This is a genomic window from Luteibacter yeojuensis (assembly GCF_000964085.1).
Lineage (GTDB): Bacteria > Pseudomonadota > Gammaproteobacteria > Xanthomonadales > Rhodanobacteraceae > Luteibacter > Luteibacter yeojuensis_A.
In genome coordinates this window covers 21,730-40,636 of record NZ_JZRB01000041.1, presented here as the reverse complement: position 1 = coordinate 40,636, position 18,907 = coordinate 21,730, and the positions used below count along the sequence as shown (strand labels likewise).

General features: G+C 67.2%; 14 protein-coding genes. 8 read left to right on the top strand and 6 right to left on the bottom strand.

Features of this window, described 5'->3' with window-relative positions:
- Nucleotides 1-1,452 (top strand): CocE/NonD family hydrolase (locus VI08_RS16445; protein WP_045830703.1); only part of this gene is annotated, 1,452 nt, incomplete at its 5' end.
- Between the two features lie 139 nt (nt 1,453-1,591).
- Complete coding sequence (locus VI08_RS16440) at nt 1,592-2,533, top strand: Ku protein (RefSeq protein WP_045830702.1); 942 nt, start codon at nt 1,592-1,594, stop codon at nt 2,531-2,533.
- A gap of 87 nt (nt 2,534-2,620) precedes the next feature.
- On the opposite strand, the gene VI08_RS16435 is transcribed toward VI08_RS16440, so the two are convergent.
- From VI08_RS16435 to VI08_RS16420, 4 genes are all read right to left on the bottom strand, one after another.
- The gene (locus VI08_RS16435) at nt 2,621-3,841 is read right to left on the bottom strand and encodes an AGE family epimerase/isomerase (RefSeq protein WP_045830701.1); all 1,221 of its coding nucleotides are present in this window, start codon (nt 3,839-3,841) and stop codon (nt 2,621-2,623) included.
- Nucleotides 3,838-4,827 (bottom strand): carbohydrate kinase family protein, encoded by a 990-nt coding sequence (locus VI08_RS16430; protein WP_045830700.1) that lies wholly within the window; start codon nt 4,825-4,827, stop codon nt 3,838-3,840. Before VI08_RS16430 ends, VI08_RS16435 begins: the two co-directional genes overlap by 4 nt.
- Nucleotides 4,828-4,897: 70 nt before the next feature.
- Nucleotides 4,898-6,127 (bottom strand): L-fucose:H+ symporter permease, encoded by a 1,230-nt coding sequence (gene fucP / locus VI08_RS16425; protein ID WP_232309577.1) that lies wholly within the window; start codon nt 6,125-6,127, stop codon nt 4,898-4,900.
- Nucleotides 6,128-6,243: 116 nt separating this feature from the next.
- Entirely contained in the window at nt 6,244-7,293 is a 1,050-nt protein-coding gene (locus tag VI08_RS16420; protein WP_045830698.1) for a LacI family DNA-binding transcriptional regulator, read from the bottom strand.
- 146 nt (nt 7,294-7,439) lie between these two features.
- Here VI08_RS16420 and VI08_RS16415 point away from each other — a divergent pair, with 146 nt between their 5' ends.
- The 5 genes from VI08_RS16415 to VI08_RS16395 all read left to right on the top strand — a co-directional run bounded on the left by VI08_RS16415 (nt 7,440) and on the right by VI08_RS16395 (nt 14,365).
- Nucleotides 7,440-9,785 (top strand): GH92 family glycosyl hydrolase, encoded by a 2,346-nt coding sequence (locus tag VI08_RS16415; protein WP_084621580.1) that lies wholly within the window; start codon nt 7,440-7,442, stop codon nt 9,783-9,785.
- Between the two features lie 214 nt (nt 9,786-9,999).
- A complete protein-coding gene (locus VI08_RS16410) occupies nt 10,000-11,802 on the top strand; it encodes a sensor histidine kinase (RefSeq protein WP_045830697.1) in 1,803 nt (600 codons plus the stop codon).
- Nucleotides 11,799-12,245: a response regulator gene (locus tag VI08_RS16405; RefSeq protein ID WP_045830696.1), complete on the top strand. Its 447-nt coding sequence runs from the start codon at nt 11,799-11,801 to the stop codon at nt 12,243-12,245. The genes VI08_RS16410 and VI08_RS16405 overlap by 4 nt, the downstream gene beginning before the upstream one ends.
- A 22-nt stretch (nt 12,246-12,267) precedes the next feature.
- On the top strand, nt 12,268-13,824 hold the full coding sequence (locus tag VI08_RS16400) for a hybrid sensor histidine kinase/response regulator (RefSeq protein WP_045830695.1): 1,557 nt from the start codon (nt 12,268-12,270) through the stop codon (nt 13,822-13,824).
- A gap of 175 nt (nt 13,825-13,999) precedes the next feature.
- The gene (locus VI08_RS16395; RefSeq protein WP_045830694.1) at nt 14,000-14,365 is read left to right on the top strand and encodes a hypothetical protein; all 366 of its coding nucleotides are present in this window, start codon (nt 14,000-14,002) and stop codon (nt 14,363-14,365) included.
- 32 nt (nt 14,366-14,397) lie between these two features.
- On the opposite strand, the gene VI08_RS16390 is transcribed toward VI08_RS16395, so the two are convergent.
- Nucleotides 14,398-15,813, bottom strand: a complete 1,416-nt coding sequence (locus VI08_RS16390; RefSeq protein WP_045830693.1) for a sigma-54-dependent transcriptional regulator — start codon at nt 15,811-15,813, stop codon at nt 14,398-14,400.
- Nucleotides 15,814-15,880: 67 nt separating this feature from the next.
- Nucleotides 15,881-17,524 carry a sensor histidine kinase gene (locus VI08_RS16385; RefSeq protein ID WP_052698021.1) on the bottom strand — a complete coding sequence of 548 codons (1,644 nt, stop codon included), beginning with the start codon at nt 17,522-17,524 and terminating at the stop codon, nt 15,881-15,883.
- 40 nt (nt 17,525-17,564) lie between these two features.
- Between VI08_RS16385 and sucC the strand changes: the two genes are divergently transcribed.
- Nucleotides 17,565-18,905 (top strand): ADP-forming succinate--CoA ligase subunit beta, encoded by a 1,341-nt coding sequence (sucC, locus tag VI08_RS16380; RefSeq protein ID WP_332308657.1) that lies wholly within the window; start codon nt 17,565-17,567, stop codon nt 18,903-18,905.
- Nucleotides 18,906-18,907: the final 2 nt, after the last annotated feature.

Genomic DNA, 18,907 nt, shown 5'->3' with positions numbered 1-18,907 from the left:
GACACCATCGACTGGCTGGTGAAGAACCTGCCGGAGTCGAACGGCAAGGTGGGCATGCTCGGCTCGTCGTACGAGGGTTTCACCGTGGTCATGGCCCTGGTGAACCCGCACCCGGCGTTGAAGGTGGCCGCGCCGGAAAGCCCCATGGTCGACGGCTGGATGGGTGACGACTGGTTCCATTACGGCGCCTACCGCCAGACCAATTTCGATTACTTCACCGGCCAGACGACCAAGGCAGGCAAGGGCAGCGAGATCACCCGCGCCGGCTACGACGATTACGCCAACTTCCTGCGCGCGGGGTCCGCCGGCGATTACGCCCGTGCCAACGGGCTCGACCAGCTGCCGTACTGGCGCAAGGTCAGCGAGCACCCGGCCTACGACAGCTTCTGGTCGAACCAGGCGCTCGACAAGGTGATGGCGAAGACGCCGCTGAAGGTGCCGACCATGTGGCTGCAGGGGCTGTGGGACCAGGAAGACATGTGGGGCGCCATCCACAGCTACGAGGCCATGGAGCCGCGCGACAAGGGCAACGACAAGAACTACCTGGTGATGGGCCCGTGGCGGCACAGCCAGGTGAACTACGGCGCCGCCTCGCTGGGCGCGCTCGACTGGGATGGCGACACCGCGCTGCAGTTCCGTCGCGACGTGCTGCTGCCGTTCTTCAACCAGTACCTCGTCGATGGCGCGCCCAAGGCGAACACGCCGCCGGTTTTCATCTACAACACCGGCGAAAACCACTGGGACCGCTTCAAGAGCTGGCCGCAGGCCAAGGGCACCAAGCCGCTGTACCTCGAGGCCAACGGGGGCCTGTCGTTCACGGCACCGGCGGCTGGCGCGGCGAAATACGACGAGTACGTTTCCGACCCGGCCAAGCCGGTGCCCTACGTGCCGCGCCCGGTGCACTTCGCCGACCGCCAGTCGTGGACCACGTGGCTGGTGCACGACCAGCGCTTCGTCGACGGCCGCCCCGACGTGCTCACCTACGTCACCGAGCCACTGACGGCGCCGCTACGCGTGGCGGGCGCCCCGCAGGTCGACCTGCATGCCTCCACCAGCGGCACCGACAGCGACTGGGTGGTGAAGCTCATCGACGTCTACCCCGATACCGACGCTAGCAACCCCGAGATGGGCGGCTACGAGCTGTCGGTATCCATGGATATCTTCCGCGGGCGCTACCGCGAGAGCTTCAGCGAGCCGAAGGCCCTCACGCCCAACACCCCGCTGCAGTACCGCTTTGGGCTGCCGACCGTGAACCACACGTTCCTGCCCGGCCACCGGGTGATGGTGCAGGTGCAGTCGTCGTGGTTCCCGCTCTACGACCGCAACCCGCAGACCTTCGTGCCCAACATCTTCTTCGCGAAGCCCAGCGACTACGTGAAGGCCACGCAGCAGGTCTGGCACACCCCCGGCCAGGCCAGCGCCATCGAGCTGCCGGTGGTTGAGGGCAAATAACCCGGTTGGCGGTGTTGTAGGAGCCCACACCCGTGGGCGACAGCTCCTCGCGAAGAGCTGTCGTCCACAGGGGTGGGCTCCTACATTTCCTCGACACCCCCGGCGCGATGCTCAGGGGCCCGCCCCCGAGGATCCGCCCATGGCCCGCCCCATCTGGACCGGTACGCTGTCGTTCGGGCTGCTCAACGTGCCCATCCGCCTGATGACGGGCGAGCGCCGCAGCGATATCCACTTCCGCATGCTCGACCAGCGTGACAACACGCCGGTGCGGTACGAGCGGGTGAACGCCGAGACCGGCGAGGAAGTGCCCTGGAAGGACATCGTCAAGGCGTTCGAGTACCAGAAGGGCAACTATGTCGTCCTGGAAGAGGACGATATCAAGAGCGCGGCCAGCGACGCCCACGAGACCGTGGAGATCGACAGCTTCGTCGACGCCGCCGCGATTCCCCCGGCCTACTTCGAGAAACCCTACATCCTCGCCCCGGCCAAGAAGGCGGAAAAGGGTTACGTGCTGCTGCGCGAGACGCTGAAGAAAACCGGCAAGGTGGGTATCGCCCGCGTGGTGATCCGCACGCGCGAGTACCTGGCCGCCGTGATGCCCGAGGGCGACGCGTTGCTGCTCAACATCCTGCGCTACGAGGCGGAGCTGGTGGACCCCGGGGAATACGGCCTGCCGGGCAAGGAGGCCTCGGCGTACCGCATCACGCCCAAGGAAATCCAGATGGCGGCCGACCTCGTCAAGTCGATGGCCGGCACGTGGAAGCCCGCCGACTACCGCGACGATTTCCGCGACAAGCTGCGCAAGGTGATCGAGAAGCGCCTGAAGAGCAAGGGCGTCACCACCGCGGTGGACGACGATGACGAGCATGTGCCGGAGCACGCCACGACCAACGTGGTGGACTTCATGGCGTTGCTGAAGAAGAGCATTGGCGCGAAGAAGCGCACGCCGGCGAAGAAGGCCCCGGCCACGAAGAAGGCCGCCGCCACGAAAAAGGCGGCGACGAAAAAGGCCCCCTCAAAGAAAACGGCGGCCAGGAAGGCCGCCGCCAAAAAGCCTGCGGCGCGCAAACGTCGCGCCTGAAATGCCACCGTAGGAGCCCACACCCGTGGGCGATAGCTCTTCGCGAAAAGCTGTCGCCCACGGGTGTGGGCTCCTACAGCCGGGCCGTTACGCCTTTTGCATGCGCCGCAGCGAGGCCATCACTTCGTAGCAGGCGCCCATGGTGTGGTAATCGGTCTTGCCGGCGGGGCTCTTCTCGTCGTCGTACTTGCTGTTGTCGCGGTGCAGGATGCGGTACCACGCACCGTAGGTGTGGTCGACGAAGTGCTCCCAGCTATAGGCCCAGATGCGCTCGTACCACTCGTCGTACTTCGCGTCGCCGGTGGTTTCGAAAAGCAGCTGCGCGGCGGCCAGCGATTCGGCCTGCACCCAGAAGTACTTGTCGTCGTCGCACACATCACCCTCGGGCGCGAAGCCGTAGGCGATGCCACCGAATTCCTTGTCCCACGCCTTGTCGAGCGCCACGTCGAACAGGTGGCGGGCGGTGGGCACCAGCCATGCCTTGTGGCGCGCGGTGCCCTTGGTGTATCGCTCCAGCATCATGAGCAGCTTGGCCCATTCGGTCTGGTGGCCCGGCTGGAAACCCCACGGACGGAACAGGTGCTTCGGGTTGTCGAGGTTGTACTCCCAGTCGATCGTCCAGTTCTCGTGGTAGTGCTCCCACACCAGCTTCTGCGGGGTGAGGCCCGCCTGGCGCTGGGTCATGTTCTCGGCCAGCAGCAGGGCGCGGTCCATGTAGCGATCTTCCTTCGTGGCTTCCCACGCGGCGATCATGGCCTCGGTCATGTGCATGTTGGCGTTCTGGCCGCGGTAACCGGTGAAGTTCCAGTCCTTGTCGGCCTCGTCGCGGTACAGGCCGAACTCCGGCTCCCAGTAGCGCTTCTCGAGCAGGTCCCAGATCTCGCCCTGCCAGGCGCGGGCTTCGTCGAAGCCCACTTTCACGCCGCACGAGTAGGCCAGCAGCATGAAGGCCAGGCCGTAGCAGTGGTTCATCTGGTCGTCGGGCTTGCCGTCCTTGATGGTCCACGCGTAGCCGCCCGTCGCGGGGTTGCGGTGCACCTCGCGCAGGTACTTCAGGCCGTGCGTGGCCAGCGCCTTGTCTTCGGGCTTGCCGAACTCAAGGAAGGCCATGGCATGGTTGAACACGAAGCGCGTGCTCGATACCAGGTGGCGGTCGACGCGGTCGTACACCGTGCCGTCGTCCTTGAAGTACTGGAAGAAACCACCGTCCTTGTCGACCTCGTTGGGCGCGTAGAACTTCATGGTGGTGGCGACGTGGTCGCGCAGCACGCCCACGTCGTGGAAATTGGGGAGGGGGACGTTCGTCATGCGTTCTTCTCCATGAAGGCCCGTACTTCGGCCTGGTTGGGGATGGCGGTGAACGAGCCTTTGCGCGTCGCCGTGATGGCGCCGCACGCGGCCGCGAAGCGGATGAGGGCGGTGAGGCGGGCCTCGTCGGCCACCAGCGCGTCGAGGTCGGCGTGCGTGGTGCCTTCGGCGGCCAGGCGGGCGAGCATGCCGCCCACGAAGGCATCGCCCGCGGCGGTGGTATCCACCGCGTCGACGCTGTAACCGGGGATGGTGCCGCTGGCGGCGCGGGTGAACCAGCGCATCGGCGCGGGGCCGTCGGTGATGAGCAGCAGGCGGGCGGTGCCCTCCCACAGGCGCTTCAGCACGGCTTCGTCCGAGCCGGCCCCCTCGTGCACCACCGCGAACTCTTCCGCGCTGAGCTTGATCACGTCAGCCTCGGAGAGGGCCTGCCACAGGCGCCCCAGCTGGGCGTCCTGCTCGTGGCCCTTCGGCCACAGGGCCGGGCGCAGGTTCATGTCGAAGCTGACCAGGGCACCGGCGGCGCGGGCGCGGCGCATGCCCTCCACGGTGGTCTGGGCGATGGCGCCCTCGGTGAGCGAATTGGAGCAGACGTGGAAGATGGCCACGTCGTCGAACGTCTCCTTGCGGAAATGCTCGGGGCGGAACAGCAGGTCGGCCGCCGGCGGGCGGTAGAAGCTGAAGCTGCGGTCGCCTTTGTCGTCGTGCGCCACGAAGGCGAGCGCGGTGCGCGCGTCGTCGGTGCGGGCCACGTCGTCCACGCCGACGCCGAGGTCGGTAAGGCTCTTCAGCAGGAAGTCGCCGAACATGTCGCGGGCGAGCATGCCGGCGAAGCGGGCGCGCGCACCCAGCAGTGCGGCGGCCACGGCGACGTTGGCGGGGGCGCCGCCGGCGAAGGGAACGAAGGCGGGGGGCTGACCAGCGCCGCCCTGGGGCTGTGCGTGGAAATCGATCAGCGCCTCGCCGAAGCAGAGGATGGAAGACATGCTAACGGCCTGTCCTTGGTGCGGTTGAAAACGCGACGGCCGGCGGGTGCCGGCCGTCGACATGGTGGCTTTAGCGGGCGGCGACAGGCGTGCCGCGCACCTTCGAGCCCGAGAGGCCGAAGAACACGATGTACGCGTAGCAGATCAGCGGGATGAAGAACGCATGCTGCAGGCCGATGTTGTCGGCCAGGACACCCTGGATCCAGGGAATCAGCGCGCCACCCACGATCGCCATGATCAGCAGGGCCGAGGCCTTGCCGGTGAGCGGGCCCATGCGCTCGATGCCCAGCGAGAAGATCGTCGGGAACATGATCGAGTTGAACAGGCCGATGGCGACGATGCTGTACGTGGCGATGAAGCCCGTGGTCACCATGGTGGTGATGACGAGCAGGCAGTTGATGACCGCGAACACCGCGAGCAGCTTGCGCGGCGAGAACTTGGCCAGCAGCGCCGAGCCGATGAAGCGGCCGACCATGGCGCCGCCCCAGTAGAACGCCACGTGGTTGGCGGCCACCGGGCCGCTCATGTTGCCGATCTCGGGCAGCTGCAGGTAGTTGATCATGAAGCTGCCGATCGACACTTCGCCGCCGACGTAGAAGAAGATGCCCAGCACGCCGAAGAACACGTGCGGGGTCTTCAGGGCGTCCATCAGCGAGTGCTGGCCGTCATCGGCCTTCTCGGTGGTTTCTTCCAGCTTCGGCAGGTTGAACAAGTACACGCCGATGGCGAGCAGCACCAGCACCACGGCCAGGCCGAGGTACGGGCCCTGCACCGAGGAGGCTTCCTGCGCGCGGTAGGCGACCTGCTCGGCGGCCGACAGCTTGGCGATGTCGGCGGCGGGCTTCACTTCGTTCGACAGGATCAGCACGCCGCCGAAGAACGGGGCGAGGAAGGTGCCGAACGAGTTCAGGGCCTGGGCCAGGGTGAGGCGGCTCGAGGCCGTCTTCTCGGGGCCCAGCAGCGCCACGTACGGGTTGGCCGCCACCTGCAGCACGGTGATGCCCGTGGCCAGGATGAACAGCGCGCCGAGGAAGAACTCATACACGCGCAGGCTGGCGGCGGGCCAGAACAGCGCGGCGCCGATGCCGGTGATGATGAGGCCGGCGACGATGCCCTTCTTGTAGCCCAGCGCGGCGACAAGCTTGCCGGCGGGCAGCGACATGATGAAGTACGCGCCGAAGAAGGTGAACTGGATGAGCAACGCCTGCGCGTAGTTCAGCTCGAACACCGCCTTGAGGTGCGGGATCAGGATGTCATTGAGGCACGTGATGAAGCCCCACATGAAGAAGATGGTGGTCATCACGCCCAGGGCGAGCGGGAAGAACGTGTAACGGGTGTCGCCCGGGGTCGACGCGGACGACGACGAATTGGGCAATGGCGTGGATCCGGTGGCCATGGGGCGCTCCATTGGGTGGTTTAGGGGGACGACGGCGTGCAGCTGCTTTCGCGGACGACCAGCCGTACTGGCGCGATCGTATAGGCTGCTTCCGTCTCGGGATTGCGAAGTCTTTCCAAGATGAGCTCGGCGCAGCGCCGGCCCAGGCCGCGCGGGTCGACCGCGACGGTGGTGAGGGGCGGGACGCATACCGAGGCCTCGGCCACGTCATCGAAGCCGGTGAGGGCGAAATCCTCGCCCGGGCGCCGGCCCCGCTTGGTCAGGCCCAGCATAAGGCCCAGGGCGACGGCATCGTTGTAGCAAACCGCCGCCGTGGGCGCGGGGTCGCGCGCGAACAGGGCGCCGGTCTGGCGGGCGGCCTCCAGGCGGGTGGGCGCGCTCTCGATCAGCCAGGCCGGGTCCACCTTCAGGCCCGCCGCCTTCATGGCGCTGGCGTAGCCGCGGCGGCGCTGCTCCACCGAACTGGAATCGCGGTGGCCGCCGAAGAAGGCGATGCGCTGGTGGCCCAGCTCAATAAGGTGTTGCGTGGCCAGGCGGGCGCCGTGCTCGTTATCCATCTCGAGCGTGTCCCAGCGGTGGGCGCCGTCGTCGTCGGGCAGCTCGCGGTTGAACACCAGCACGGGCGTGTGCATGCCCACGGCGGAGAGCACGCGCTCGCCATCGCTGCCTTCGGCGGGCGAGAGGATGATGCCCGCCGGGCCGTGCTCGATCATCGAATTGAGCACCGCCTGCTGGCGCTCGGGTGATTCGCCCGTGTTGCCCAGCAGGGTGACGTAGCCGGCGCTGGCCAGCGTTTCGTCGGCGCCGGCGGCGAATTCGGCGAAAAAGGGGTTGCCCAGGTCGTTGATGACCAGGCCGATGCTGGAGGACGTGCGACGGCGCAGGTTGGCGGCCGCGCGGTTATAAACATAGCCTTGCCGCTTGAGTTCCGCCTCAACGCGGGCCCGGGTGACCGAGTTCACCAGGGGGCTGCCGCGCAGCACCAGTGAAACGGTGGCACGGGATACATCGCACCCCTGTGCGATGTCGGCCAGCGTTACCTTGCGGCGCTGCGGGGTTGTCCTCGCCATCGTGGCTCCTTCAAACGATCTAAACCGCGCGATCATCGCGCGGCAGGGCTAGGGATGCATCACGCACTGCAACATGCGTGCATGCGCTATCTTTGCTACGTTCGACGCGTTTGTCACGATCCAAATATCATACCGGGGAGATTCCGATGCCGAGTTCCACGCGCCTGAGCCGCGGCCTGCTGGCCGCCGCCCTGTCCCTTGCCCTGCCCGTGGTGGCCATGGGCGCCACCGGTGGCAAGGGCTCCAGCGCCTGGTCGGCGGTCGACCCGATGATCGGCACCGGTGGCGATGGCCACACGTTCCCTGGCGCCACGGTGCCCTTCGGCATGGTCCAGCTCTCGCCGGACACCGCCATGCCGGACTTCAAGCACGCCTATAAGTGGGCCGCCGGGTACCAGTACGGCGATTCGAGCATCCTGGGCTTCTCGCATACGCATTTCTCCGGCAGCGGCCATTCCGACCTGGGCGACGTGCTCGTCATGCCCATCGCCGGCGACGTCAAGCTGGACCCCGGCTCCCCCGACCAGCCCGGCAGCGGTTACCGGTCGCGTTTCTCGCATGCGACCGAAAAGGCCGAGGCAGGTTACTACGCGGTTACCCTCAGCGACTACGACGTCCGCGCCGAGCTGACCGCCAACGCCCGGGTGGGCTTCCATCGCTACACCTTCCCCAAGGGCAAGCCGACCCACGTGCTGCTCGATTTCCGCCCCAGCATCTACGACTACGAGGGCAAGGTGCTGTGGTCGACCCTGCGCGTACGCCCCGACGGCACGGTCACGGGTGGCCGCGAGGTGCGCGGCTGGGCGCCGGGCCGCAAGATCTTCTTCGCCATGCGCTTCAACCAGCCCATGGCCTCGCGCAGCCTCAAGAACCGCGAAGAGAAGGTGGTCTACAAGGGCTTCAGTGGCCCGGGCAACCGCGCCGAAGACGTCGACGGCATCAGTGGCCGCGCGCTCGAGGGCGTGTTCGACTTCGGCAACCTCGACAAGCCGCTGCTGGCCAAGGTGGCCATCTCGACGGTGAGCGAGGACAACGCCATCGCCAACCTCGACAAGGATGGCGCCGGCTTTGATTTCGACGCCCGCCGCGCCGATGCCCGCGCGCTGTGGGAGAAAACCCTGTCGGTGGTCGACCTGAAGGCCCCGGCCGAAACGCGCAAGACGTTCTACACCGCGCTTTACCACGCCATGCTCTCGCCCACGCTTTCCATGGACGTGAACGGCGAATACCGCGGCCCCGACGACCAGGTGCACAGCGCCAAGGGCTTCGACTTCTACTCCACCTGGTCGCTGTGGGATGTCTACCGCGCCCAGCAGCCGCTCATGACCCTGCTCGAGCCGAACAAGAGCAACGATTTCGTCAGCTCGCTGATCGCGGCCCGCGAGGCCAGCCCCTTCGGCATCCTGCCGGTGTGGGCGTACGGCGGCATGGAAACCTGGTGCATGATCGGCTACCACGCGGTGCCGGTCATCGCCGATGCCTACGTCAAGGGCATCCGCGGCTACGACGCCAACAAGGCGCTCGAAGCCATGGTGGCCAGCGCCACCTACGGCCCCTACGGCGGCCTCGACGACTACATGAAGCTCGGCTACGTCGCTATCGACCACTCGCCGGAATCGGCCTCCAAGACCGTGGAATACGCCTTCGACGACTGGTCGCTGGCGCAGGCCGCCAAGGCCATGGGCAAGGCCGACGTGGCCGCCACCTTCATGAAGCGCGCGGGCAACTGGAAAAACAGCTTCGATGCCAAGACCGGCTTCCTGCGCGCCCGCAAGGCCGACGGTAACTACCGCGAGCCGTTCGATCCGTCGTCGGCCGCCTATGGCAGTGACTACACCGAAGGCAATGCGTGGCAGTACTCGTGGTACGTGCCGCAGGATATCGCCTCGCTCATCCAGACCCTGGGTGGCGCCGATGCCTTCGTGAAGAAGCTCGACACCGTGTTCGACGCCAAGGTGGATCCCAAGTCGTTCGCGCACGTGGAAGACATCACCGGCCTCATCGGCTGGTACGCGCACGGCAACGAGCCCAGCCACCACGTGGCCTACCTCTACGATTACGCCGGCCAGCCCTGGAAGACGCAGGAGCGCCTCACCCAGATCATGAAGACGCAGTATTCGCCGACGCCGACCGGCCTGGTGGGTAACGACGACCTGGGCCAGATGTCGGCGTGGTACATCTTCAGCGCGCTCGGTTTCTATCCGGTGGCGCCGGGCAGCAGCCAGTACGTCATCGGCCGCCCGTTCGTGGAGAAGGCCACGCTGAACCTGCAGAATGGCAAGCAGTTCACGGTCTCCACCGACCACCTCGATGCGAAGCACCCGTATGTGGGCAAGGTCACCCTGAATGGCAAGGACCTGGCGCGCACGTGGGTCACCCACGAGGAGCTCACCGCCGGTGGCGAGCTGCATTTCAGCATGCAGGCCGAGCCGTCGAAGTGGGGCACCGGTGCCGACGCCGCGCCGTATTCGATGAGCACCTCGGAAAAATAAGGCCCGGCCTCAGGTTTTCGTCACGCAATTTTCACGCCCGCGCGGCGCCAATATCGGGCAAACCAGACGGGTGCGCCGCTTTCCTGGCCAGCCAGGCAGCGCGCACCCGTTGTTGTTTCCACAGGGCGGGGCACGTGATCCACCGGATAAGGGGTACCAGCGTTTACAATGCCCGTTCACTTTGGGCAGGAGTCGTCGTGGGGATGACGAAAGCATGATCGAGCGGATCGGACTGCGCTGGCGCCTTGCTGGCTTGCTGGTCGCCGTGCTCGTCAGCGTGGCCTTGCCGTATTTCGTCACCCGCTCCAGCTCCGAGCAGGCCCTCACCTCGCGCGATTGGGTCACGCACACGGCCGATATCAAGGCAAACGTCTACCGTCTCGACGCCATCCTGCGCAGCAGCGAGGCCGCGATGTACACCCTGCTCGCCGGCGGCGCCATCGACGACGACCTCACCCAGCGGGCGCTCATGCCCGAAAAACTGGGCCCCGGCCTCATCGACAGCCTGCGCGGGGCCGTGCGCGACAACCCGGAGCAGACCGCCCGGCTCGGGGGGCTGGAAGCCGTGGCCAACGGGCGCATGAAGCTTACCGAGCAGGCCCTGGCGCAGCTGAAGGCGGGCGACCGCGCCGGCGCGTTCGCCGCCATGGAAGACGCCCGGCACATGTTCCCGTTCCGCGAGAAAGTGGTCGATATCCTCGCGGAGGAATCCCGGCTGCAGGAGCAACGCCGCGCCAACGCGCGCGGCAGCGCCACCGACAACCGCATCGTCCTTGGCGTGGCCGCCATCGCGCAGGTGATACTGCTGGCCATCGTGGTGGTCGTGTCCGAGCGGCAGATCACCAGCCGCCTCGCCGCGGAATCGAAGGTGGCCGAGGCGGTCAAGCGCTCGCTTGTGGTCGTGCAGGCCGTGCGCGAGCCCATCGCGCTGCTCGACGGCGACTTGCGCACGCTGATGGTGAACGCCGCCTTCGCCGAGCTCTACGGCTACGACACCGAGGATGAAGAAGCGCACATGCCGCTGCGCGCCATCGGCAACGGCGCGTGGGATGACCCACCCCTGCTGCAGCGGCTCAACGACGTGGTGCTCCGCGACCGCGAGCTGTGGGATTACGAGTTCACCCAGCGCACCGTCGACAACATCGACCGCTTCGTCGTGATCAACGCCCGCCGCATCACCCAGCCCGATAGCGACAAGCCGGCGTTGCTGCTCACGGTCAGCGACATTACGGCGCGCGCCCTGGTGGAGCAGCGCGTCACCGAGCTCAACCGCCAGCTCGAGGGCAAGGTGGAGCAGATATCGGATGTGAACCGCGAGCTGGAGGCCTTCAGCTATTCGGTATCGCACGACCTGCGCGCCCCGCTGCGCCACATCTCCGGTTTCGCCGGCAAGCTCGAGGCCCACCTGGCCGACCAGGCCGACGACCGCGTGCGCCATTACATCGAGGTCATCAGCAGCTCGTCGCGGCGCATGGCCCAGCTTATCGACGACCTGCTCGTCTTCTCGCGCCTGGGCCGCGGCGCGCTGCGCCTGCAGGCCGTCGACATGCAGTCGCTGGTGGAAGAGGCCCGCGCCCTGGTTGAACCCGAGGCCCGCGGCCGCCATCTTGAATGGAGCATCGCGCCGCTGCCCATCGTGGTGGCCGATGAAAACATGCTGCGCACCGTGTGGCAGAACCTGCTGGGCAACGCGGTGAAGTACACCGCGAACCGCGAGGTGGGCCGCATCGAGGTCGGCATGGAGCGCGACCCCGCGTCGGGCGATTACGTGTTCTTCGTCCGCGACAACGGCGCCGGCTTCGACATGCAGTACGCCAGCAAGCTGTTCGGCGTGTTCCAGCGCCTGCACCGCGCTTCAGAGTTCCCGGGCAACGGCATCGGCCTTGCCAACGTACGACGCATCATCGCGCGCCATGGCGGCCGCACCTGGGCCGAGGGTGAAACCGACCACGGCGCCATTTTCCACTTTTCACTTCCGGCCTCCGATTTCACGGGCGCCCGAATGGCCGACGCATGAACAACCCGGATATCCGCACCATCCTCCTCGTCGAGGACTCGCCCGCCGATGCCGAGATGGCCATCGACGCCCTGCGCGAAGCCAACCTCGCCAACCCCGTCGTCCATGTCGAGGATGGCGTGGACTGCATGGACTGGCTCAACGCGCGTGGCCGCTACGCGAACCGCCCCGAGCCCGACCCGGCGGTGATCCTCCTCGACATCAAGATGCCGCGGAAAGATGGCCTGGAAGTGCTCAAGGAGCTGCGCGGCGACGATCGCTGGAAGCGCACGCCGGTGGTCATCCTCTCGTCCTCACGCGAGGAAAGCGACCTGGCGCGCAGCTGGGACCTCGGCGTCAACGCCTACGTGCTGAAGCCGGTGGATGTGCAACAGTTCTTCACGGCCGTGCAGACGCTCGGCCACTTCTGGGCGGTGCTCAACCAGCGCCCGGAAGTCGAGTAAGGCAAGGGCGGAAGGCAGGGCCATGAACGGACCGATCCACAAGGTGCGCATCCTCCAGGTCGAGGACAACGAACTCGATGCCGAGCTGGTGTTGTCCGAACTCGACGACGACGGCCTCGATTACGAGGTGCGCCTCGTCGACGACGAACCGGCCTACGTGGCCGCGCTGGATGAGTTCCGGCCCGACATCATCCTTTCCGACCTCAGCATGCCGCACTTCAGCGGCGAACGCGCGCTTGAACTCCTGCGTGCCCGCAACACCGAGACGCCCTTCATCTTCATCTCGGCCACGCTGGGCGAAGAGGCCGCCATCGAGGCGCTGCGCAGCGGTGCCACCGATTACATCCTGAAACAGAACACCGCGCGCCTGGCGTCGGCCGTGCGCCGCGCGCTGCGCGAAGCCGACGAGCTGAAGGCACGTGCGCGCGCCGAGCAGGAACTGATCCGCGCGCAGCGGTTCGAAAGCCTCGCGCTGCTGGCCGGCGGCCTGTCGCACGACCTGCGCAACCTGCTGCAGCCGCTGCTGTTGGCCGGCGATACGCTCGAGGATTACGCGGACGATCCGCGCCTGGCGCGCCTTGGCGCGCTGGTGCGCGACTGCGGCCGGCGTGGCCTCGAGATGGTGTCGTCCATGCTCTCGTTCGCCCGCGGTGCGCGCCGCGCCGAGCAGGTGAAGCTGGGTGCCCTCACCGACGCGCTGAAGCTGCTGCTGCAGGGCAGCGTGCCGCGCACGGTGCAGATGGGCATCGAGGTATACGACCCCGACGTGGCGTTCGAGGGCAACCACACCGAACTGCAGCAGTGCCTGCTGAACCTGTGCCTCAACGCCATCCAGGCCATGCCCGAGGGCGGCAGCCTGCGCATCGATACGGCGCAGGTGACCCTGGCGGACGATTTCTTCAGCGACGACGAGAGCATCGTCCCGGGTCGCTACCTGCGCATCTCGGTCATCGATACCGGCGCGGGCATGCCACCTGAGGTGCTGCAGCGCCTGTTCGAGCCGTTCTTCACCACGAAGGAAACCGGCACCGGCCTGGGCCTGCTCTCGTGCAAGCGCATCGTCGCCAGCCACGGCGGCCTCATGCGCGTGCGCAGCCGCGTGGGCGAGGGCACGCAGTTCCACCTTTACCTGCCGCTGGGCGCGATGGACGACGAGGCCGGCGACATGCCCGTGCTGGAGCACCACCTGCAGGGCGAAGCCGAGCGCGTGCTGGTGGTAGTGGAGGAAGCCACGCAGCTCTCCCTGCTGGTCGATACGCTCGACACCTACGGCTACCAGGCCGGCGCCAGCCAGAGCGGCACCGCGGCCCTGCAGTGGATCGAGGCGCACGGCGTGCCCGACCTGGTGGTGATGGACGCCGACATGAACCTGTTCACCGGCGTCCGCACGCTGGCGGCGCTGCTCGAGCACGGCTACCGCGGCGCGGTGTTGCTGCTGGCCCGCCCCGACGCGCCACCCAACCTCGACGAGCTGCCCGAGCTGCAACACCTCTACCTCATCGAAAAACCCATCCAGAGCCGCACGCTGCTGAAAAAAGTACGCGAAGCCCTCGAAGCCACCACCCCCGCCAAAGCCTGATCCCTCCCGTGGGGGCCAAGCTGCCTTGATGTGGGAGCGCGCTCGCGCGCGATGCTCTCCCCCCGGCCCCACATCCGCCCGATTTTTCAGAATCCTTCCATATACCCCGACAGCAACGCCCCGCTAGCCTTTCCCCACCTGCAACCCGCAGGCCAGTGGCGAGGGAGCGAACACGATGGGAAGCGAACCGGATGCGGCAACCCGCGCATGGGCCTGGCAGGAACGCGCGGCGCTGTTCACCGGGCTCTGCATGGCGCACATGGTGGCTTCGCTGGCGGTGCTGGCCGTGCAGACCTCGTGCTTCGACGTGCCGTGCTTCGAGTCGTTGTTCTTCGACGTCCCGCGCGGTGTTGCCATGTTTCCGCTCTTCCTCACGCCGTTGGCGGATTTTCCCGCGCAGGACGCGACGTTCGTACGCAGCGGGGCACTCTTCGCTTGGCTGTGCGCCAATGCCGTGCTGGCCGTCCTGATCTACGCGTGCGCCTGGTTGGGCGCAAGCCGCGGGTGGCGGCGGTGGCGTGCGTCGCGGGGCACGGGTTGAAGCATCGCGCGCAAGCGCGCGATGGCCGTACCTCAGTCGATCCCCAGCTTCTTCAGCTTATAGCGCAACGCCCGGAACGTGATGCCGAGCTTCTTGGCGGTGGCGGTCTTGTTGTAGCGGGACTCTTCCAGGGCCTTCATGATCGTCTCGCGCTCGATGTTGGTGATGAAATCCTCGAGCGAGCCATCGGCGGCCGGGTTGTGCGCGGCGGGCGTGGCGGCCACCGGCGCGGCGGCGGCCGGGGCGGTGCCCGCGGCGCTGGCCACGGGGGCGTCGCCCGGCATGGCGCCGCGCTGCGGCAGCATCAGGTCGTCGGCCTCGATGGTGTCGCCCTCGCACATGGCCATGGCGCGTTCCAGGATGTTCTCCAGCTCGCGCACGTTGCCCGGGAACTGGTAGGCCTCGAGGGCGGCCAGCGCCTCGGGCTGCAGCTTGCCGATGGCGCCGCCGGCTTCCTGCGCCAGCTGGCGCAGGATGAACTCGGCGAGGCGGGGCACGTCGCCGCGCCGCTCGCGCAGGGGCGGCACGCGCAGCTCGATGACGTTGATGCGGTAGAACAGGTCCTGGCGGAACTGGCCCTGTTCCACCAGCGCGGCAAGGTTCTTGTGCGTGGCGGAGAGGATGCGCACGTCGACGGGCACCTCGTCGCGGCCGCCGATGGGGCGCACGGCCTTTTCCTGGATGGCGCGCAGCAGCTTCACCTGCATGTGCAGGGGCAGCTCGGCCACCTCATCGAGGAACAGCGTGCCGCCGTGGGCGGCCTGGAACAGGCCTTCCTTGTCGGCGTGGGCGCCGGTGAAGCTGCCCTTGCGGTGGCCGAAGAACTCGCTTTCCATCAGCTCGGAAGGGATGGCGCCGCAGTTGACGGGCACGAAGGTGCCCGTGGCGCGCGGCCCCAGCTCGTGGATGAGCCGTGCCACCAGCTCCTTGCCCACGCCCGATTCGCCGCCGATGTACACCGGCGCCTGGTTGCGGGCCAGCTTGGCGATCTTGCCGCGCACCTCGACCATCACCGGCGATTCGCCGATGAGGCGATCGGCGCCCGGGGCGGCCTTGTTGCCGGTATCGGCCTTGCGTTCCTCCGAGAGGCGCAGGGCGGTTTTCACCAGGCGGCGCAGCAGGTGGATATCCACCGGCTTGGAGACGAAATCGAACGCGCCGGCCTTCAGCGCGTTCACGGCCGCGTCGACATTGCCATAGGCCGTGATCATGGCCACCGGCATGTCGGGGTAGGTGGCCGCGATGAGCTCGATGATCTCCTGGCCGCTGCCGTCGGGCAGCCGCATGTCGGTGAAGCACAGGTCGTACCGGCGCGAGGCCAGCGCGTTGCGGGCTTCGCTGACGCTCCCCACGGCGTCGACGTCGAGTTCCATTCGACCGAGAGTGATGGTCAACAACTCACGGATATCCCGCTCGTCGTCGATCACCAGGACAGTCTGCTTGCTCATCGGTTCCGAACGTTTCGGTGAATTGGCCCAATGTAACCGCCCCGCGCCTTCGCGCAAAGGGTGGCGGTCATGCGCGCGCCGCCACCGGGGCCGCGGCCGGGGTGCGGGCGGGCGGGGTGAGGCTGATCCGGAAGCAGCTGCCGCCCCCGGCCACCCGCACGTACTCGAGGGCGGCCTGGTTGGCTTCGGTCATCTGCCGGGCGAGGTACAGCCCCAGCCCCGTGCCGTATTCGTGCGTGGTGAAGAACGGCTCGAAGATCTGGGCGGCCACCTTCGGGGCGATGCCGGGGCCGCGGTCGATGACCTCGAGGATGGGTACGCCGGCCTCGGAGTGGCGGGCCACGACCATCACCCGCGCCGGCTCGCTGGGCATGCGCCCGTAACGCAGGGCGTTCTGCACCAGGTTCCAGATGACCTGCTGCAGGTGCTGCGGGTCGGCCACCGCGGCCACCGGCTCGGAACCGGATACCGCGCGGAGGATATCGGCGCCCAGGTCGTTGCCCTGGCGGTACTCGCTGACGAAATCATGGACCCAGCGGCCCAGGTCGAGCGTTTCCGGCCGGGAACGCTCCCGGCGGGAGAGCTGCAGAATGTTCTCAATGATCTCGTTGAGACGCACGCAGTGGTTGTTGATGATCTCGACCATGCGCACGTCGGTGTCGGCCAGCTCCGTGGATTCGGCCAGCAGCTGGGCCGAATAGTGGATGGCGGCCAGCGGGTTGCGGATCTCATGGGCGATGGACGCCGACAGGCGGCCCAGCGAGCTCAGCGTGAGCTCCTCGGCCCGGCGCGATACCAGCGAGGTATCGTCCAGGAAGATCAGCACGTGGGAATCGTCGTTGGGTGCCAGGCGCGAGAAACGGGGTACCACCTCGGGCGTGCCGTCGGCCAGCATGGTGGCGCTTTCGTCGAGCTTGCCCGAGGTGCGCCAGTGGTACAGGCGGCGCGACAGCTCCGGGGCCAGCGAGCCCAGGTCGCGCTGGTCGGCGGCGGGGTTGCCCATCAGCATCCAGGCCGATTCGTTGAGCTGGTGGATGCGGTTGCCCTCGTCGACCAGCAGCACGCCGGTTTTCAGGCGGCGGATGATCAGCTCGTTCACCTGCGAGAGGTTGGCCAGGTCGATGCCGCGCTGCTCGGCCAGCGCCTCGGTGGCGCGGATGTTGCGGCCCAACACATAGCACAGCGAGGCGCAGGCGAAATACGCCGCGCCGAACAGCCCGTATTCCACCAGTTCGCGGTCGGACGAGCCGGGCTGGTCGACATCGAACAGGGAGTGGCCGAGCATGGCCAGCGTGGCCACGGCCGCGAAGAACATGGATAGCCGCAGGGGCAGCAGCAGGGCGCCGGTGGCGATGTTCACGGCCAGCATCATGGCCACGCCCATGCGCACGTCGTGCATCAGGATAAGGGCCAGTACCGCGGCGGCGATATCGAGCACCAGGCCGATCGATACCGCGAGCACGGGGCGGTGCAGCATGGTCCGCGTGCGGGCCACCATGACCAGCGCGGCGAAGAGGTAGGCCAGGGCCATGCCGCGGGCCAGGACCGGATCGGGCAGGGCGGGCCACGCCATGTGCTCGGGGCGGAACGCCAGCGCCGTGTAGACGGCAGCCTGGCCCAGCCGGAAGTAGTTGAAAAAGAAGAGTTCGTGCCTTGCCGTGGCCTGGTTCGCGCGGGCGGTGGCGGTGGCGGACGGCGCGGGCGTGGACACGGTTCGGACTCTCCCCCAGGCGGCCTTTCCGGCCATTGGCATGGGCCAGTATAGGGCGGCGCTGATACACGGCAACATGCGTGATCGGCAGCCCGCCGCGGCCTCGCCCCTTTCCTTTGGGCGCCCCATCGTCGAAAATACTGGGCCGTATTGCGCCGTTTCGCGTAGTTCGCGTGTTATCCCCCCTTCCTCGCTTTTCTCCGTTCGCTCGAGGTATCGAATGAATTTCCACGAGTACCAGGCCAAAGAACTGTTCGCGAAGTACGGCATCGCCGTGCCCCCGGGCAAGGTTGCCAACTCTCCCGATGCCGCTGTCGACGCCGCCAAGCACCTTGGTGGTTCGCAGTGGATGGTCAAGGCCCAGATCCATGCCGGTGGTCGCGGCAAGGCCGGTGGCGTCAAGTTCTGCCGCAGCCTGGACGACGTCCGCGCCGCCGCCAAGGGCATGCTCGGCACCAACATGGAAACCTACCAGTCGGCCGGCCGCGCGCTGCCCGTGAACCTGGTGCTGGTCACCGACGCGACCGACATCGCGAAGGAACTCTACCTCTCGATCCTCACCGATCGTGATACCAAGGCCATCTCGTTCATCGCCTCCAAGCACGGCGGCGTCGACATCGAGCAGGTCGCCCACGACACGCCCGAAGACATCCACACGCTCGTCGTGGATTACGTCGAAGGCCTGCAGCCGTACCAGGCGCGCGAACTCGCGTTCAAGATGGACCTCGAAGGCAAGCAGGTGAACCAGCTCGTCAAGATCATGCTTGGCCTGTACAAGCTGTTCAACGAGAAGGACCTGGCCCTCGTCGAGCTGAACCCGCTCGCCATCCTGGCCGACGGCAACCTCGCCGCCCTCGACGGCAAGGTCAACTCCGACGACAACGCCGAGTTCCGCCACGCCGACCTGGCCGCCATGCGCGACCTCACCCAGGAAGACGCGGCCGAAGCGGCTGCCGTGCAGCACAACCTCAACTACGTCACGATGGACGGCACCATCGGTTGCATGGTCAACGGCGCAGGCCTGGCCATGGCCACCATGGACGTCATCAAGCTGGCGGGCGGCGAGCCGGCCAACTTCCTCGACGTGGGCGGCGGCGCCACCAAGGAGCGCGTCACCGAGGCGTTCAAGCTCATCCTCTCGTCCGACAAGGTCAAGGCCATCCTGGTCAACATCTTCGGCGGCATCGTGCGTTGCGACCTCATCGCCGAGGGCATCATCGCCGCGGTGAAGGAAGTAGGCCTGAAGATCCCCGTGATCGTCCGCCTGCAGGGCACCAACGTCGACCAGGGCCGCGAGCTCCTGGCCAACTCGGGCCTGGCGATCACGCCGGCCGACGATCTCAACGATGCGGCCCAGAAGGCCGTGGCCGCAGCGGCCTGAGG

Excerpts from the sequence above, each read along its gene's own strand:
- VI08_RS16440 (WP_045830702.1), top strand. The coding sequence starts at position 1,592 with ATGGCCCGCCCCATCTGGACCGGTACGCTGTCGTTCGGGCTGCTCAAC.
- VI08_RS16435 (WP_045830701.1), bottom strand. The coding sequence starts at position 3,841 with ATGACGAACGTCCCCCTCCCCAATTTCCACGACGTGGGCGTGCTGCGC.
- VI08_RS16430 (WP_045830700.1), bottom strand. The coding sequence starts at position 4,827 with ATGTCTTCCATCCTCTGCTTCGGCGAGGCGCTGATCGATTTCCACGCA.
- fucP (WP_232309577.1), bottom strand. The coding sequence starts at position 6,127 with ATGACCACCATCTTCTTCATGTGGGGCTTCATCACGTGCCTCAATGAC.
- VI08_RS16420 (WP_045830698.1), bottom strand. The coding sequence starts at position 7,293 with ATGGCGAGGACAACCCCGCAGCGCCGCAAGGTAACGCTGGCCGACATC.
- VI08_RS16415 (WP_084621580.1), top strand. The coding sequence starts at position 7,440 with ATGCCGAGTTCCACGCGCCTGAGCCGCGGCCTGCTGGCCGCCGCCCTG.
- VI08_RS16410 (WP_045830697.1), top strand. The coding sequence starts at position 10,000 with ATGATCGAGCGGATCGGACTGCGCTGGCGCCTTGCTGGCTTGCTGGTC.
- VI08_RS16405 (WP_045830696.1), top strand. The coding sequence starts at position 11,799 with ATGAACAACCCGGATATCCGCACCATCCTCCTCGTCGAGGACTCGCCC.
- VI08_RS16400 (WP_045830695.1), top strand. The coding sequence starts at position 12,268 with ATGAACGGACCGATCCACAAGGTGCGCATCCTCCAGGTCGAGGACAAC.
- VI08_RS16395 (WP_045830694.1), top strand. The coding sequence starts at position 14,000 with ATGGGAAGCGAACCGGATGCGGCAACCCGCGCATGGGCCTGGCAGGAA.
- VI08_RS16390 (WP_045830693.1), bottom strand. The coding sequence starts at position 15,813 with ATGAGCAAGCAGACTGTCCTGGTGATCGACGACGAGCGGGATATCCGT.
- sucC (WP_332308657.1), top strand. The coding sequence starts at position 17,565 with ATGGGCCAGTATAGGGCGGCGCTGATACACGGCAACATGCGTGATCGG.